This window comes from Amycolatopsis sp. NPDC114503 (genome assembly GCF_055633655.1).
Genome location: NZ_JBVKDT010000016.1, coordinates 40,785 through 56,040, shown reverse-complemented (window position 1 = coordinate 56,040; position 15,256 = coordinate 40,785). Strand labels below are relative to the sequence as shown.

General features: G+C 68.0%; 16 protein-coding genes and 1 tRNA gene. 15 read left to right on the top strand and 2 right to left on the bottom strand.

The features are described from left to right. Positions 1 to 56 precede the first annotated feature (56 nt). Complete coding sequence (locus tag ACZ7OI_RS42685; protein WP_470269799.1) at positions 57 to 959, bottom strand: TIGR03619 family F420-dependent LLM class oxidoreductase; 903 nt, start codon at positions 957 to 959, stop codon at positions 57 to 59. A gap of 557 nt (positions 960 to 1,516) precedes the next feature. On the opposite strand from ACZ7OI_RS42685, the gene ACZ7OI_RS42680 reads away from it, so the two are divergent. The 6 genes from ACZ7OI_RS42680 (at position 1,517) to ACZ7OI_RS42655 (ending at position 5,164) form a co-directional block, all read left to right on the top strand. Further along, positions 1,517 to 1,589: transfer RNA gene (locus ACZ7OI_RS42680), tRNA-Trp, on the top strand. Positions 1,590 to 1,621: 32 nt separating this feature from the next. Then, on the top strand, positions 1,622 to 2,056 hold the full coding sequence (gene secE, locus ACZ7OI_RS42675; protein WP_470269798.1) for a preprotein translocase subunit SecE: 435 nt from the start codon (positions 1,622 to 1,624) through the stop codon (positions 2,054 to 2,056). 74 nt (positions 2,057 to 2,130) lie between these two features. Next, positions 2,131 to 2,952 (top strand): transcription termination/antitermination protein NusG, encoded by an 822-nt coding sequence (gene nusG / locus ACZ7OI_RS42670; RefSeq protein ID WP_470269797.1) that lies wholly within the window; start codon positions 2,131 to 2,133, stop codon positions 2,950 to 2,952. Between the two features lie 81 nt (positions 2,953 to 3,033). Continuing rightward, a complete protein-coding gene (gene rplK, locus ACZ7OI_RS42665; RefSeq protein WP_037360170.1) occupies positions 3,034 to 3,465 on the top strand; it encodes a 50S ribosomal protein L11 in 432 nt (143 codons plus the stop codon). Positions 3,466 to 3,565: 100 nt separating this feature from the next. Then, complete coding sequence (rplA, locus tag ACZ7OI_RS42660) at positions 3,566 to 4,285, top strand: 50S ribosomal protein L1 (protein WP_370932227.1); 720 nt, start codon at positions 3,566 to 3,568, stop codon at positions 4,283 to 4,285. A 69-nt stretch (positions 4,286 to 4,354) separates the two neighbouring features. After that, on the top strand, positions 4,355 to 5,164 hold the full coding sequence (locus tag ACZ7OI_RS42655; protein ID WP_470232685.1) for an alpha/beta fold hydrolase: 810 nt from the start codon (positions 4,355 to 4,357) through the stop codon (positions 5,162 to 5,164). Between the two features lie 3 nt (positions 5,165 to 5,167). Here ACZ7OI_RS42655 and ACZ7OI_RS42650 read toward each other — a convergent pair whose 3' ends face one another. After that, complete coding sequence (locus ACZ7OI_RS42650; RefSeq protein WP_470269796.1) at positions 5,168 to 6,175, bottom strand: hypothetical protein; 1,008 nt, start codon at positions 6,173 to 6,175, stop codon at positions 5,168 to 5,170. A 318-nt stretch (positions 6,176 to 6,493) separates the two neighbouring features. On the opposite strand from ACZ7OI_RS42650, the gene rplJ reads away from it, so the two are divergent. The 9 genes from rplJ to ACZ7OI_RS42605 all read left to right on the top strand — a co-directional run bounded on the left by rplJ (position 6,494) and on the right by ACZ7OI_RS42605 (position 15,255). Then, positions 6,494 to 7,048 carry a 50S ribosomal protein L10 gene (rplJ, locus tag ACZ7OI_RS42645; RefSeq protein ID WP_116200926.1) on the top strand — a complete coding sequence of 185 codons (555 nt, stop codon included), beginning with the start codon at positions 6,494 to 6,496 and terminating at the stop codon, positions 7,046 to 7,048. 49 nt (positions 7,049 to 7,097) lie between these two features. After that, complete coding sequence (rplL, locus tag ACZ7OI_RS42640; protein ID WP_344270019.1) at positions 7,098 to 7,484, top strand: 50S ribosomal protein L7/L12; 387 nt, start codon at positions 7,098 to 7,100, stop codon at positions 7,482 to 7,484. Positions 7,485 to 7,938: 454 nt separating this feature from the next. Beyond that, on the top strand, positions 7,939 to 9,117 hold the full coding sequence (locus ACZ7OI_RS42635; protein ID WP_470269795.1) for an ABC transporter ATP-binding protein: 1,179 nt from the start codon (positions 7,939 to 7,941) through the stop codon (positions 9,115 to 9,117). 32 nt (positions 9,118 to 9,149) lie between these two features. Continuing rightward, complete coding sequence (locus tag ACZ7OI_RS42630; RefSeq protein ID WP_051165981.1) at positions 9,150 to 9,902, top strand: MlaE family ABC transporter permease; 753 nt, start codon at positions 9,150 to 9,152, stop codon at positions 9,900 to 9,902. Positions 9,903 to 9,904: 2 nt separating this feature from the next. After that, complete coding sequence (locus ACZ7OI_RS42625) at positions 9,905 to 10,741, top strand: MlaE family ABC transporter permease (RefSeq protein ID WP_470269794.1); 837 nt, start codon at positions 9,905 to 9,907, stop codon at positions 10,739 to 10,741. Continuing rightward, positions 10,738 to 12,069 (top strand): MCE family protein, encoded by a 1,332-nt coding sequence (locus ACZ7OI_RS42620; protein WP_470269793.1) that lies wholly within the window; start codon positions 10,738 to 10,740, stop codon positions 12,067 to 12,069. The genes ACZ7OI_RS42625 and ACZ7OI_RS42620 overlap by 4 nt, the downstream gene beginning before the upstream one ends. Further along, positions 12,066 to 13,094: an MCE family protein gene (locus ACZ7OI_RS42615; RefSeq protein ID WP_470269792.1), complete on the top strand. Its 1,029-nt coding sequence runs from the start codon at positions 12,066 to 12,068 to the stop codon at positions 13,092 to 13,094. The genes ACZ7OI_RS42620 and ACZ7OI_RS42615 overlap by 4 nt, the downstream gene beginning before the upstream one ends. Further along, positions 13,091 to 14,077, top strand: a complete 987-nt coding sequence (locus tag ACZ7OI_RS42610) for an MCE family protein (RefSeq protein WP_470269791.1) — start codon at positions 13,091 to 13,093, stop codon at positions 14,075 to 14,077. Before ACZ7OI_RS42615 ends, ACZ7OI_RS42610 begins: the two co-directional genes overlap by 4 nt. Continuing rightward, on the top strand, positions 14,074 to 15,255 hold the full coding sequence (locus ACZ7OI_RS42605; RefSeq protein WP_470269790.1) for an MCE family protein: 1,182 nt from the start codon (positions 14,074 to 14,076) through the stop codon (positions 15,253 to 15,255). Before ACZ7OI_RS42610 ends, ACZ7OI_RS42605 begins: the two co-directional genes overlap by 4 nt. The last annotated feature ends 1 nt before the right edge of the window (position 15,256 follow it).

Genomic DNA, 15,256 nt, shown 5'->3' with positions numbered 1-15,256 from the left:
CCCCACTCGACCGTTCTACCGGTCCCGCCCCGCGCCGACGACCCGCTTACGGGTGATCACGCAAAGACAGCACCGTGCAGCTCGCCGGCCAGCTCCAGCGCGTGCGGGACGGTTTCGGCCACATAGTGCAGATCGACCAGCGCTTCGGTGATGCCGTCGGCTTCGGCGGCCTTCAGCTGAGCTGCGACTTCCTCGACGGTCGCGACCTTCGACCCCGGCGTCGGGTTGATCCGCAGCACCCGGCGCAGCGACTCCGGATCCCGCCCCGCCTTCTCCGCGGATTCGACGACCACCGCCCACTTCTCGCGCAGCATCGGGATCGGGAGCCCGGCCGGCAGCCAGCCGTCGGCGATCCGGCCGACGCGCCGCAGCGCCGCGTCCGACGCCCCGCCCAGCAGCACCGGCGGGCCGGGCTGCTGCATCGGACGGAGGCCGATCAGGGAGTCCGGGATGTCCCAGCGCTCGCTCTGGTGCCCGGCGGGGTCCGCGGTCCACAGCGTCCGCAGCACCTTGACCAGCTCGGCCAGCCGCGCGCCGCGGTGCTCCCACGGCACGCCGGCTGCGGTGTACTCGTCACGAAGCCAGCTGAGCCCGAGGCCGACGTCGAGCCTGCCGCCGGACAGCAGATCCAGCGACGTCAGGGAGCGCGCCAGCAGCACCGGCGAGTAGAGCGGGCCGTTGAGGGTGCTCGACCCCAGCCGCGCGGTGTCCGTCGAGTTCGCCGCGATGGTGAGCGCCAGCAGCGGATCGACGAAGCGGACGAACTCCGGCGGGTACGGCCGTTCGGGTGTTCCGGACGGGTAATAGGTCTTGGGGGAGACCGGGGTCAGGACCCGGTCGCCGACCCACAGCGAGGCGAAGCCGATGCGCTCCGCCTCGGTGGCGAAGCCGGCGATGGCGGAGGGGTCGGCGAGCTTGCCGTACTGCGGCAAAGCGAGCCCAAGTCGTAAAGCAGTCACCGAGTCTCCTGTGTTGGATTGCCGCGACTTCGTCGCGGCGGCGAGATCGCCGGGGAGCCGATTTCTTCCCTCCCGATTCGCTCGGCCTGGGGGCCGAGCGAATCGCTCAGTCCAGAAATCGGCGCGATCTCGCGGTTCTGGTTGGGTTGTGGGGTAAAGAAGATCATCTTGGGGTGGGGTGGTCTTGGTTGTCTGGTGGGGGAAACGCGGGGGCGAATCGGTGATTTCGTTTGTTTGGCAGGGAATCCGGGGTGGTCGCGACGAGGGGTGGTCCGGCGGGTGGGTGAGGCCTGCCGTCGGCTTCGCGATTAATCGGATTTTGGTGCACGGGCTTATGTTGGCACGATCGGGTGATCTTCGCCGCGTGTTCCGGGGGGTGCTGTCAGTGGGGCTGGAGGGGGTGCCTCCGGGGGCCTCGGGGGCGTCGAGGGGGCTGGGTTGCAAGGCAACATCCGCCTTGCCGTAGACTTCGGAACTCGGAACGCACTACGGTCATCCCCGCCGGATGGTGGGGACGATGGAATGCGTCCTCCGGAGCCAGGGTGACCGGGCTCCACAGGGGTGTAGCTCAATTGGCAGAGCAGCGGTCTCCAAAACCGCAGGTTGCAGGTTCAAGTCCTGTCACCCCTGCGTATGGGAACTGGTGGAGCGGAGGAGTGGTCGTGAGCGACAGCGACGCCAGCGGCGAGCACGAGCAGGACGATTCGGGCAAGCAGTCCGGAGTCGAATCCCGCCCGGTGTCCGCCGCGGCTCGGCGCGAACGCCGCGCTTCCGCCCGACCGGCAGGCAAGTCCGAGGCACGGCCGGGCTCGACCCGTCCGTCCGGCAAGGCGGGCGACAAGGTCGCGAAGCCCGCCGACGCCAAGGGCACGCCGACCCCTAAGCGGGACCGGAAGGCGAAGAAGGCCTCGGTGTTCGCCCGGTTCACGCGGTTCATCCGCGAGGTCTGGGCCGAACTGCGCAAGGTCATCTGGCCCAACCGCAAGCAGATGGTCACCTACACCGCGGTCGTGCTGGTGTTCGTGGTGTTCATGGTGGCCCTCGTGAGCGGCCTCGATCTCGGCTTCAAGGAGCTGGTCGGGCTGGTCTTCGGCTGACGCCCGAAGGGCGCGCCACCGCGCTGGCCGGGCCCCGGTCCGGCCCGGCAAGCGATCAACTGAGAGGACGGAACGTGACCTCCGACAACGGCACCGAAGCCGGTCGCGACCTGACCGAGCTTTCCGACGAGCAGGTGCAGACGGCACCCGGCGACGAGGAGTCCGCCGAGTCCGTCGAGGTGCCCGTCGCCGAGGACGAGGTCGCCGCCGCCACCGACGAGTCCGACGTCTCCGAGGAATCGGACGACGACGTGACCGAGCCCGCCCCCGAGGCGGACGACCCGGTCGCCGCGCTGCGCGCCGAGCTCAAGGCCGCGCCGGGCGAGTGGTACGTCGTGCACTCGTACGCCGGTTACGAGAACAAGGTCAAGACCAACCTCGAGACGCGTACCCAGACCCTGGACGTCGAGGACTACATCTTCCAGATCGAGGTTCCGACCGAAGAGGTCACCGAGATCAAGAACGGCCAGCGCAAGCAGGTGCAGCGCAAGGTGCTGCCCGGCTACATCCTGGTCCGGATGGACCTCAACGACCAGTCGTGGAGCGCGGTCCGCAACACCCCGGGCGTCACCGGGTTCGTCGGAGCCACCTCGCGGCCGTCGCCGCTGACCGTGGACGAGGTGCTGAAGTTCCTCGCCCCGCAGGTCGAGAAGGAAGCCCCGGCCAAGGCAGCCAAGGGCGGCGAGTCCGCCTCGGCCGCCACGTCCGGCGGGACCACTGTCGAGGTCGACTTCGAGGTCGGCGAGTCGGTCACCGTCATGGACGGCCCGTTCGCCACGCTGCCCGCCACGATCTCCGAGGTCAACGTCGACGGGCAGAAGCTGAAGGTCCTGGTGTCGATCTTCGGCCGGGAGACCCCGGTCGAGCTCTCGTTCAGCCAGGTCTCCAAGATCTGACGGCCGGGCCATCCCGGTCGGCAGTCCCCGCGTACTGGCAGGTGTGCGGGGGACTCACGTCAGTAAGAAGGACACAAGGTAATGCCACCCAAGAAGAAGAAGCTTGCGGCGATCATCAAGCTGCAGATCAAGGCGGGTGCGGCCAACCCCGCGCCGCCGGTCGGCCCGGCGCTGGGTCAGCACGGCGTCAACATCATGGAGTTCTGCAAGGCCTACAACGCCGCGACCGAGTCGCAGCGCGGGGACGTCGTCCCGGTCGAGATCTCCGTGTACGAAGACCGGTCGTTCGACTTCAAGCTGAAGACGCCGCCGGCCGCCAAGCTGCTGCTCAAGGCCGCGGGCGTGGAGAAGGGCTCCGGCGAGCCGCACAAGACCAAGGTCGCCAAGGTCACCTGGGACCAGGTCCGCGAGATCGCGAAGACCAAGGAGACCGACCTCAACGCGCACGACATCGACCAGGCCGCGAAGATCATCGCCGGCACCGCCCGCTCGATGGGCATCACGGTCGAGTAATGCCGCCGCGACGGAGTCGCGGCAGTTGAGCACGAGTGGGAGAGCCGAGTGCTGGCTCTGCAAAACCACACTGATCCACTGACTTGCTAAGGACAGAAGCATGACCAAGCACAGCAAGGCCTACCGCCAGGCCAGCGAGCTGATCGACAAGGCGCGTCTCTACGCGCCGCTCGAGGCCGTGAAGCTGGCGAAGGAGACCTCCAAGACGAAGATGGACGCGACCGTCGAGGTCGCGATGCGTCTCGGGGTCGACCCGCGCAAGGCCGACCAGATGGTCCGCGGCACCGTGAACCTGCCGCACGGCACCGGTAAGACCGCCCGCGTCATCGTTTTCGCCGTCGGCGACAAGGCCGCTGAGGCCGAAGCCGCCGGCGCGGACGCGGTCGGCACCGACGAACTGATCGAGCGCATCCAGGGTGGCTGGCTCGACTTCGACGCCGCGATCGCGACGCCGGACCAGATGGCCAAGGTGGGCCGCATCGCCCGCATCCTCGGCCCGCGCGGCCTCATGCCGAACCCGAAGACCGGCACGGTGACCCCCGCGGTCGAGAAGGCCGTGAAGGACATCAAGGGCGGCAAGATCAACTTCCGCGTCGACAAGCAGGCCAACCTGCACCTGGTGATCGGCAAGGCGTCGTTCGACACCGAGAAGCTGGTGGAGAACTACGCGGCCGCGCTGGACGAGATCCTGCGCGCCAAGCCGTCGTCGGCCAAGGGCCGCTACGTCAAGAAGATCACCTTCACCACCACGATGGGCCCGGGCATCCCGGTCGACCCGGCGCGGACCCGCAATCTCCTCACCGAGGACGCGGCGGTCTGAGTCGCACATCACGCGAAAGGGTGGTCACGCTTCGTGCGTGACCACCCTTTTTTCGTGTCTCATGGACATATGCCAACGACGTTCCTCGCCCCCGACGGGCTCCAGCTGAGCTACACGGTCTGGGAGGGCGACGGACGGCACCGGCGTCCCGTCGTGCTGCACCACGGTTTCGCCGCCGATTCCCAGGTCAACTGGGTCAACCCCGGGGTCGTGGACGCGCTGGTCAAGGCGGGCTTCACGGTGATCGCGCTGGACGCGCGCGGGCACGGCGAGTCGGAGAAGCCGCACGATCCGGCGGCCTACGGCGAGGACATCATGGCCGCGGACCTGACCGCGCTGTTCGACGAACTCGGCCTGGAAGAGGTCTGCCTGGCGGGCTATTCGATGGGCGCGATCGTCTCGCTGCTGGTGGCTACGCGTGACCGGCGGGTCCGCTGCCTCGCGGTCGGCGGAGTCGGGGCGGGGATCGTGGACTTCGGCGGAGTGGACGCCCGGGTGGTCAACCGGAGCCAGATCGCGGCGGGACTGCTGGCCGAAGACCGCTCAGAGGTGCCCTCGGCGGCGCGCCCGTTCCGCCGGCTGGCCCGCCGGGCGGGCGCGGACGTCGAAGCGCTGGCCGCGGTGATGCACGCGACCCCCCACGGCCCGATGCGGCTGACGAACCTCTCGGCGGCGACGCTGATCCTGGCCGGGGAGTCGGACGAGCTGGCGACGCAGCCGGAACGCCTCGCGGCGGGAATCGCGGGCGCGCGGCTGGTGCGGGTTCCGGGGAACCACATGGAAGCGGTGGCACACCCGGCTTTCGCGGCGTCGTTGGTGGATTTCTTCGCGTACTCGGACACGGGGGAGACCCGGTTGCCGATCAGCTCGCCTGCCTGACGGTCAGCCTGGGGTAGAGGTCGCCGTCGGCGGCGCGCATTTGTCCGGTCCGCGTTGGTGCCCGACGATCAGCCACTGTCCTTTTTCGACCTGCTTGACGGTGAAGTCCCCGAGCGGCGGACCGCCGGTGATGGGGAAGTCGCACGACCTGACCGTCACGTCCTCGCCCGGCGGCCAGCCGGAACGCTTCGAGATCGACTCGGCGTAGGCGTCGATCGAACCGGGCGCGCGGTCGAGCCGGTCGTGCAGGCCTTGGACCGCGTTGGCGCAGTCGGTGAAGCCGAGATCGGTCGCGAACTTCAGCTGCGTGGCCTGGTCGAAGAGGCCGCAGACGTGGTCGACCATGCTCTTCTGTCCGGGACCGTGCTGCGCGATGCCGTCGTAGACGCGGCGGACCGATTCGTACGGCGAGGCGGTCGTGAGGATCTGGTTCGTGTGATAGGTCCCGCCGCCCTCGGCGGCGATCTGGGCTGAGGTTTTGCCGTCGTTGCTGGGGAAGATCTGGTGGTATCCCCAGTTGATCAGGATGCCCAGGATGACCAGGGCGATCACCCAGCCCAGGATTTTCCCGCCGAGCCGCTTCACCCAGCGCGGCACCGGGCGGCGGTTGCGCGGCGGTTCCTCGTACGCGGTCAGCGCGCCCGGCTGGTTCGGCGGCGCTGGCGGGTGACCACCGGCGAGCGGCTGCGGCTGACGGTTGCCCGCCGGGACCAGGCCCGCATCCGGTTGCGGAGCCGGTTCGGTGCCCTGCTGGGACTGGGTGAACCGCAGATACTCCTGGAATCGCTGGAATTCCTGGAACTGCCGCAGTTGCTCGGGATCCAGCTGCGGCTCGCCCGAACCGCTCGGCTGCGGGAGATTCGGCGCGGCAGGCTGCGGCTCGCTCGCGGCTGGCTGGGCGGGCGTCCGCGGCGCGACCTCGGCCCCGCCAGGCTGCGGAAGCGCGGGCGGCTGCGCCGAGGATCCGCCCGGACCGTCTTCCGGCTTTCCGTGATCACGCTGTTCCGCCACGTCACCAATGATGCCCGCTCCGCCGCGATTTCCCGAGACTGCCCCGGTTCTCGCAGCTCAGCCAGGGGGTGCCCGCGAGCGTCCGGGACCCCTCCCGTATGCTGGTCGACGGTTCTACCAAAGACCGCTGGTTTTCTCCGGATTCCCGGGGAACGAAGGTTCCGCAGTACGGCGGACGGCCTGCGCAGGAGGAACGAGGCTTTTACCCCGGTCGCGAGACCGGGCAACGCCCCGCGTCTGCTGCGCGTGGGCGTTTTTGTCGTTCAGGGGCGCCTCCACCCACGCCAGTGGTGACACTAGCCAAGAGAGGAGGCGACCATGGCGAAGCCCGACAAGGTGGCGGCCGTCGCCGAGATCGCGGAGAGCTTCCGCAGCAGCTCGGCCACCGTCGTTACCCAGTACACCGGCCTCTCCGTGACTCAGCTGTCCCAGCTGCGCCGCGCTCTCGGCACCAGTGCCAAGTACCGGGTCGCGAAGAACACCCTCGTCAAGCGTGCCGCTGAGGACGCTGGTCTCGAGGGCGTCGAGGACCTGTTCGTCGGCCCGACCGCGATCGCCTTCGTGCAGGGCGAGGCAGTCGACGCCGCGAAGGCACTTCGCGACTTCGCGAAGGACAACAACGCGCTTGTCATCAAGGGCGGCTACATGGACGGCCGCGCGCTGTCCGTGGACGAGATCTCCAAGATCGCTGATCTCGACAGCCGTGAGGTGCTGCTCTCCAAGGCGGCGGGCGCGTTCAAGGCGAAGCTTTCCCAGGCCGCGGCGCTGTTCCAGGCGCCGGCGTCCCAGGTTGCCCGCCTGGCTGCCGCGCTGGAGGAGAAGCAGCGCAACGCCACCGGTACCGAAGCAGCCGAAGCACCCGCCGAGAGCTGAACCACCCCACCCCGAACGTTTTAGTTCGTTTTTCTGAGAGGAAGCCATCATGGCGAAGCTGAGCACCGCCGAGCTGATCGACGCCTTCAAGGAGCTGACCCTCCTCGAGCTGTCGGACTTCGTGAAGGAGTTCGAAGAGGTCTTCGACGTCACCGCCGCCGCCCCGGCCGCCGTTGTCGCGGCCGCCCCGGGCGCCGCCCCGGCCGAGGCCGCCGCGGAGCAGGACGAGTTCGACGTCATCCTCGACTCGGCCGGCGACAAGAAGATCCAGGTCATCAAGGTCGTCCGCGAGGTCGTCTCCGGTCTGGGCCTGAAGGAGGCCAAGGAGCTGGTCGAGGCCGCTCCGAAGGCGCTCCTGGAGAAGGTCGACAAGGAGGCCGCCGAGGCCGCCAAGGAGAAGCTCGAGGCCGCTGGCGCCAAGATCTCCATCAAGTGATCCCGGGCGCGTGAGCGCCTGCACCACTTCGAAAGGGGCGGACACCCGACACGGGTGCCCGCCCCTTTTGCTGTCCGCGCCAAAAAGACGCACAGTCGTCGAACCGGATTGCGAGTGCCCTCGTTCAGGCGAACAAACCGTTCACCCGACGGGTCCGGGTCACCCCCTGTTTGCCGGGTTTCCGCCGGTTAACCCGTCAGGGTGAGTGCTGGTCGGCCATCTGGATCTGCGCCCGAACGTGACGTGCACTACCGTGCTGCCAGCGGTCGCCGTACTGGATCCCCGTCGCGTGAGGTGTGCACGGGGGCTGGCCAGAGAACAAAACTGGTGAGTAACCTGTTCGCGCTCAGCTCGTTGCACCTGGTTGAAGCGGAGTTCGCCGCGCGAGCTCCGCCGCCGCCAGCGGTGACGGGGCGGCGGTGCGCGACGACGCGGAACAGCTCCTGGAGGTGCGATGGGTGCCGAGGTGGTCATCGAAGGTCTGACGAAGTCCTTCGGAAAGCAGACCATCTGGCGGGACGTGACGCTGACCCTGCCTCCCGGCGAGGTCTCGGCGATGCTCGGCCCGTCCGGAACCGGCAAGTCCGTGTTCCTGAAGTCGATGATCGGCCTGCTCAAGCCGGACCGCGGACGGTGCGTCATCAACGGCGTCGACATCGTCACCTGCTCCGAGCACAAGCTGTACGAGATCCGGAAGCTCTTCGGCGTCCTGTTCCAGGACGGCGCGCTGTTCGGCTCGATGAACCTCTTCGACAACGTGGCCTTCCCGCTGCGGGAGCACACGAAGAAGTCCGAGACCGAGATCCGCCGGATCGTCCTCGACAAGCTGGAGATCACCGGTCTGGCCGGTGCGGACAAGAAGCTCCCCGGCGAGATCTCCGGCGGTATGCGCAAGCGCGCCGGCCTCGCCCGCGCCCTCGTGCTCGACCCGGAGATCATCCTGGTCGACGAGCCGGACTCGGGCCTCGACCCGGTCCGCACGACCTACATCTCGCAGCTCTTCCTGGACGTCAACGCCCAGATCGACGCGACGTTCCTGATCGTGTCGCACAACATCAACCTCGCCCGCACGGTGCCGGACAACCTCGGCATGCTGTTCCGCAAGGAACTCGTCATGTTCGGCCCGCGCGAGGTGCTGCTGACCAGCGACGAACCGGTGGTCGAGCAGTTCCTCAACGGCCGCAAGCTCGGTCCGATCGGCATGTCCGAGGAGAAGGACAGCGCCCAGATGGCCCGCGAGCAGGCCGAGGCCGAGGCGGGCCACGGCGACGTGCTCAACGAGGACGTGCGCGGCGTCGTGCCGCAGATGCAGGTCAGCCCGGGCGTGCCGGAGCGCGGCGGGGCCAAGCGCCGGATGGACCGCGTCATGCGGATCCTGCACACGCTCCCGGCGGCGGCGCAGGAGGGGATCATCGAATCCCTCACCCCCGAGCAGCAGCGGTATTACAACGTGCGGCCCAACCCTGGCGCGTTCCATCACCAGGCGGGGCCCGAAGAGACTCAGCAGCTGCCTCCGGTCAGCGCACCGGGTCCGGTGCCGAACCAGCACCAGGGACAGCTTCCCGCCGACCAGGTCGCGCGCATTCCGGGCGCGGACCGCCGGTCGCCCCGGCACGGGCAGGGTGGCGCGTGACCACCACCTCGGCCAAGATCCCCGGCTACGGAATGCTGCGGGAGACCGGGAACCTGTTCGCGCTCGGCCTCGACATCATCCGCGGCATTTTCCAGCGCCCGTTCCAGTTCCGCGAGTTCATCCAGCAGGCCTGGTTCGTCGCGAGCGTGACGATCCTGCCGACCGCGCTCGTCGCGATCCCGTTCGGCGCGGTCATCTCGCTGCAGTTCGGCGCGCTCGCCCGCCAGCTCGGCGCGCAGTCCTACACCGGTGCCGGGTCGGTGCTGGCGACCGTGCAGCAGGCCAGCCCGCTGGTCACCGCGCTGCTGGTGGCCGGCGCGGGCGGCAGCGCGGTCTGCGCTGATATCGGCGCGCGGACCATCCGCGAGGAGATCGACGCGATGGAGGTGCTGGGCGTCTCCGCGGTCCAGCGCCTGATCGTGCCCCGCACGCTCGCCATGATGCTCGTCGCGCTTCTGCTCAACGGCATGGTCAGCGTCATCGGCGTGCTCGGCGGCTACTTCTTCAACGTCGTGCTCCAGGGCGGCACCCCGGGCGCGTACCTGTCCAGCTTCTCCGCGCTCGCGCAGCTGCCCGACCTCTGGGTCGGCGAGATCAAGGCGCTGATCTTCGGCTTCATCGCCGCGGTCGTGGCGGCTTATCGCGGCCTGCACCCGAGCGGCGGCCCGAAGGGCGTCGGCGACGCGGTGAACCAGTCGGTGGTCATCACGTTCCTGCTGCTGTTCGTGGTGAACTTCGTGATCACGCTGATCTACCTGCAGCTCGTGCCCGGAAAGCTGGACTGACCATGACGTTCCTCTCGGGGGCGAAGCGGATCGCCAACCGCCCGCTGGAGACCCTGGACACGCTCGGCGACCAGATGTCGTTCTACGGCCGGGCTCTGCTGTGGACGCCGCGCACGCTGCGCCGCTACACCAAGGAAGTGCTGCGGCTGCTGGCCGAGGTGAGCTTCGGCTCCGGCTCGCTCGCGGTCATCGGCGGCACGGTCGGCGTGATGGTCGGCCTGACGCTGTTCACCGGTGTCCTCGTCGGCCTCCAGGGCTACTCGGCGCTGAACTCGATCGGCACCTCGGCCTTCACCGGCTTCCTCACCGCGTTCTTCAACACCCGCGAGATCGCGCCGCTGGTGGCGGGGCTGGCGCTGTCGGCGACGGTCGGCGCGGGCTTCACCGCGCAGCTCGGCGCGATGCGGATCTCCGAGGAGATCGACGCGCTCGAGGTCATGGGCGTGCCGAGCCTTCCGTACCTGGTGACGACGCGGATCATCGCCGGGTTCGTGGCCGTGATCCCGCTGTACGTGATCGGCTTGCTGAGCTCGTACCTCGCCTCGCGACTGGTCGTTATCTATATCTACGGACAATCCGCGGGTACCTACGACCATTACTTCGACCTGTTCCTACCACCGCAAGACGTGCTCTATTCGTTCATCAAGGTGCTGATCTTCAGCGTTTTGATCATTCTTTCGCACTGCTACTTCGGGTACCGGGCCACCGGCGGCCCGGCCGGGGTGGGCGTGGCCGTCGGCCGCGCGGTGCGGCTTTCCATCGTCACGGTTTCGGTCGTGAATTTCTTTATCGGTTTCGCGATTTGGGGAACCGACGTCACGGTGAGGATTGCGGGATGACCACACTACGGCGCAGGTTGCTCGGCCTGCTGCTGGTGGCGGTGCTCGTCGGCGGGATCGCGCTCAGCATCGCGCTGTACGACAAGGCGTTCAGCAAGTTCGTCACCGTGAAGCTCGACGCGGGCCACATCGGCAACCAGCTGCTCAAGCAGTCGGACGTGAAGGTCCGCGGTTTGATCGTCGGTTCGGTGCAGGACATCAAGGCCACCGAGAACGGCGCGGAACTGACACTGGCGATGGATCCGGAGTCGGTGAAGCTGATTCCGGAGAACGTGTCCGCGCGATTCCTTCCCAAGACGTTGTTCGGCGAACGCTATGTGTCGCTGCAGATTCCGCGGGACCCTTCGAGCAAGACGCTTTCCCAGGGCGACGTGATCACCCAGGACCGCACTTCCGGCGCGGTCGAACTGGACCAGGCGCTCGAACACCTGATGCCGGTGCTGCAGGCGGTGCAGCCGCAGAAGCTCTCCAGCACGCTCACCGCGATCTCGACCGCGCTGCAGGGCCGCGGCAAACCGCTCGGCGAGACGCTTTCGCAGCTCGGCCAGTACATCGGCGACCTGAACCCGCACGAGCCGGAACTGCAGCACAACCTGCAGGCGCTCGCGGAGTTCTCCGGCCACCTGAGCAACGCGACGCCGGATCTGGTGCAGAGCCTGGACAACCTGAGCACGACCACCCGCACCGTGGTGGCCGAGCAGGGGAACCTGTCGAGCCTGTACGGCAACCTCACCACGGCGTCGCAGGACCTGCAGTCGTTCCTGGAGGCGAACTCGCAGAACCTCATCAGCCTCGCCAGCACCGCGCGGCCGACCGCCGAACTGCTCGCCAAGTACTCGCCGGAATACCCGTGCGTGATGAAGCAGATGGCGAAGGTCGTCCCGGCCGCGGACGCGGCGCTGGGCAAGTACAACGGCAAACCCGGTCTGAACGCCACCATCGAGATCGTGGTGAACCGCGGGCCGTACAAGCCGGGCGAGGAGCCGAGGTTCGAGGACAAGCGCGGTCCGCGCTGCTACGACCTCAACCCCGCGCCGGACCCGTTCCCGCAGCAGCCGCCGGACGGTCCGTTCAAGGACGGCACCAAACAGGGCGCGGCTCCGAAGACCGTCGGCGAGGGCCTCAACCCGGCCAACTTCAAGGGAGACGCTGTGGGCATCAACGGCGGCGGGGCCGCCGGAGGCAACCCGGTCAACACCGCGGCTGAGAACAACTTCCTCGCCGCTCTGGTCAGCCCGGAGATGGGGATGTCGCAAAGCCAGTTCCCCGGCTGGGGTTCGCTGCTCGTCGGCCCGCTCTACCGGGGCACGGAGGTGACGGTCAAGTGAGGGGACTCGCCGCACCGCTGATCAAGCTGTCGATCTTCGTGGTCGTCACGGTCCTGTTCACGACCGTGCTCGGCATCAGCATCGCGAACATCAACACCACCAGCACCAGCGCCTACTCCGCGCGGTTCACCGACGCCACGCTCCTGCTGCCGAACGACGACGTGCGCATCGCGGGCGTCCGCGTCGGCCAGGTCAAGGACGTGAAGATCGTCGACAAGCGCCAGGCGCAGGTGGACTTCGAGGTCGACTCGGGACGCAAGCTTCCGGCGGGCGTCACCGCGCAGATCAAGTTCCGCAACCTGGTCGGCCAGCGCTACGTCTCGCTCGGCGAGGGAGACGACACGAGCGGCGCGACGCTCAAGCCGGGCGATTCCATCCCGCTCGAGCGCACCACGCCCGCGCTGGACCTGACCGAGCTGTTCAACGGCTTCAAGCCGCTGTTCACCGCGCTGAACCCGGCCGACGTGAACAAGCTGTCCTACGAGGTCATCCAGGTCCTGCAGGGCGAGGGCGGCACGGTGCAGAGCCTGCTGTCGCACACCGCCTCGCTGGCCACCACGATCGCGAACAAGGACCAGGTGATCGGCGAGGTCATCGACAACCTCAACTCGGTCCTCGACACGGTCAACCAGCACACCCCGCAGCTCAACGACCTGATCGTGAAGCTGCAGCAGCTGGTGTCCGGCCTCGCCGCGGACCGCAAGCCGATCGGCGACGCGATCGACGGGCTGGGCAACCTGGCCACCACGACCGCCGGGCTGCTGACCGACGCGCGGGCTCCGCTGAAGGACGACATCGCGGCGCTGGGCAAGCTCACCACGAACCTGAACCAGAACGAACCGCTCGTCGAGCACTTCATCCAGTTCATGCCGAAGAAGGTCAGCGCGCTCACCCGCACCGCCGACTACGGCTCGTGGTTCAACTTCTACGCGTGCGAGATGACGGGAACGGTCGGCGCGCCGCCGCTGCTGCCGAACACGAACTTCACGCTCTTGCCGACGAACCGGGACAGGTGCAAGGGATGAAGTCCTTCCAGAAACGCAACCCGATCCCGATCGCGCTGGTCGGCATCGCGGTCATGGCGCTCGGCCTCGTCGCCGCGATGAACTCCGAGGACCTGCCGGTGATCGGCGGCGGCACCACCTACAGCGCGGACTTCTCCGAAGCGGCCGGGCTGCAGAAGGACAACGACGTGCGGATCGCCGGCGTGAAGGTCGGCAAGGTGTCCGATATCAAGCTGGACGGCGCGTCGGTCAAGGTGTCGTTCAAGGTCAAGGACGCCTGGATGGGCGACAAGACCACGGCGGCGATCAAGATCAAGACGCTGCTCGGCCAGAAGTACCTCGCGCTCGACCCGCAGGGCAACGGCAACCTCGACCCCGGTTCCCCGATCCCGCGCGACCGCACGATGTCGCCGTACGACGTGCTCGACGCGTTCCGCGGCCTGTCGCAGACGGTCGACGCGATCGACACGAACCAGCTGTCGAAGAGCTTCGAGGCGATCACCCAGACGTTCTCGAACACCCCGCAGGACGTGAAGGGCGCGCTGTCCGGGCTGTCGAAGCTGTCGGACACGATCGCCAAGCGCGATTCGCAGCTGGCGAACCTGCTGGCCAACACGCGCCAGGTGTCGCAGACGCTGGTCGACCGCGACGCCGAGGTGCAGAAGCTGATCACCGACGGCAACCAGCTGCTGGATGAGATCGGCAAGCGCGAGCAGGCGATCAAGACGCTGCTGGAGGGGTCGAAGCAGCTGTCGACGCAGTTGCAGGGCCTGGTCGACGACAACGACGGCCAGCTGAACCCGGTGCTCACCCAGCTCGACCAGCTCACGTCGATGCTGCAGCGCAACCAGGACTCGCTGGCGCAGGGGATCCAGAAGTTCGCCCCGTTCATCCGGGTCTTCAACAACACGATCGGCACCGGGCACTGGTTCGACAACTACATCTGCGGCCTGGTGCTTCCCTCGGTCGGCCCGCTCAATCCGGAGGGGTGCAACTCCAAATGACCGACACCCGCTTCGGCCAGTCGCTCACCCGCGGCTTCACGATCGCGATCGTGCTCGCGCTCGTGGTCGCGGGCGCGCTCTGGTGGACCCTCAAGGACGCCGGCCGCAACCACCTGACCGCGTACTTCGCCGGCGCCGTCGGCCTCTACGAGGGCAACAGCGTCCGGATGCTCGGCGTGGACATGGGCACGGTGACCAAGATCCAGCCGATGGGCAACCAGGTCCGGGTCGAGCTCGAATACGACCGCTCGGTCGCGGTGCCCGCCGACGCGAAGGCGCTGATCGTGTCGCCGTCGCTGGTCAGCGACCGCTACATCCAGCTCGCCCCGGCCTACACCGGCGGCCCGCGGATCTCCGACGGCGCGACGATCGGCCTCGAGCGCACCGAGGTGCCGCTGGAGGTCGACCAGCTCGCCGCCAGCCTCGCCAAGGTCAGCGAGACGCTGGGACCCAACGGGGCCAACAAGAACGGCTCGCTCTCGGACCTGCTGAACACCGCGGCGAACAACCTCGACGGCAACGGCAAGGCGCTGCACGACACGATCACCAAGCTCGGGCAGGCCTCCGGCACGCTGGCGGGCAACAAGGACGACCTCTTCCAGACGGTGCAGAACCTCGGCAAATTCTCCCAGTCGCTCGCCAACAGCGACGGCCAGGTGCGCCAGTTCGAGAGCCAGCTCGCCGACGTGAGCGGATTCCTGGCCGGGGAGAAGGACAATCTCGCCCAGACCGTGCAGCAGCTCGGCACCACGCTGCAGTCGGTGCAGGGCTTCATCGAACGCAACCGCGGCCGGTTGAAGTCCAATGTGGACAAACTGGCCAGCGTGACCAAGGTGCTGGTGGACCAGCGCAGCTCGCTCGCCGAGATCCTCGACGTCGCGCCGGTCGCGCTGTCCAACATCGTCGGCGTCTACAACGGCTCGTCCGGCACGCTCGACGCGCGGCCGAACCTCAACGAGCTGACCCAGCCGCCGCTGGTGATGATCTGCAGCCTGCTCAAGCAGACCTCGGTGACCAAGCAGCTGCTCGGCAACGCCTGCGACGGCATCGCGAAGGTGGTCGACGGCGTGGTTCCGCTGCCGTCCACCGCGCAGGTGCTCCAGGCGATGCAGAACGGCCAGCTGCCGCCGCTGCCGCTCCCGCTGCAGGGCCAGGTCTACGGGACGCAGGGGAGCTGAC

What these genes read in the sequence shown, in the direction of transcription:
- rplK (WP_037360170.1), top strand. Translation starts at nt 3,034, where the DNA reads ATGCCACCCAAGAAGAAGAAGCTTGCGGCGATCATCAAGCTGCAGATC.
- rplA (WP_370932227.1), top strand. Translation starts at nt 3,566, where the DNA reads ATGACCAAGCACAGCAAGGCCTACCGCCAGGCCAGCGAGCTGATCGAC.
- ACZ7OI_RS42655 (WP_470232685.1), top strand. Translation starts at nt 4,355, where the DNA reads ATGCCAACGACGTTCCTCGCCCCCGACGGGCTCCAGCTGAGCTACACG.
- rplJ (WP_116200926.1), top strand. Translation starts at nt 6,494, where the DNA reads ATGGCGAAGCCCGACAAGGTGGCGGCCGTCGCCGAGATCGCGGAGAGC.
- rplL (WP_344270019.1), top strand. Translation starts at nt 7,098, where the DNA reads ATGGCGAAGCTGAGCACCGCCGAGCTGATCGACGCCTTCAAGGAGCTG.
- ACZ7OI_RS42635 (WP_470269795.1), top strand. Translation starts at nt 7,939, where the DNA reads ATGGGTGCCGAGGTGGTCATCGAAGGTCTGACGAAGTCCTTCGGAAAG.
- ACZ7OI_RS42630 (WP_051165981.1), top strand. Translation starts at nt 9,150, where the DNA reads ATGCTGCGGGAGACCGGGAACCTGTTCGCGCTCGGCCTCGACATCATC.
- ACZ7OI_RS42625 (WP_470269794.1), top strand. Translation starts at nt 9,905, where the DNA reads ATGACGTTCCTCTCGGGGGCGAAGCGGATCGCCAACCGCCCGCTGGAG.
- ACZ7OI_RS42620 (WP_470269793.1), top strand. Translation starts at nt 10,738, where the DNA reads ATGACCACACTACGGCGCAGGTTGCTCGGCCTGCTGCTGGTGGCGGTG.
- ACZ7OI_RS42610 (WP_470269791.1), top strand. Translation starts at nt 13,091, where the DNA reads ATGAAGTCCTTCCAGAAACGCAACCCGATCCCGATCGCGCTGGTCGGC.
- ACZ7OI_RS42605 (WP_470269790.1), top strand. Translation starts at nt 14,074, where the DNA reads ATGACCGACACCCGCTTCGGCCAGTCGCTCACCCGCGGCTTCACGATC.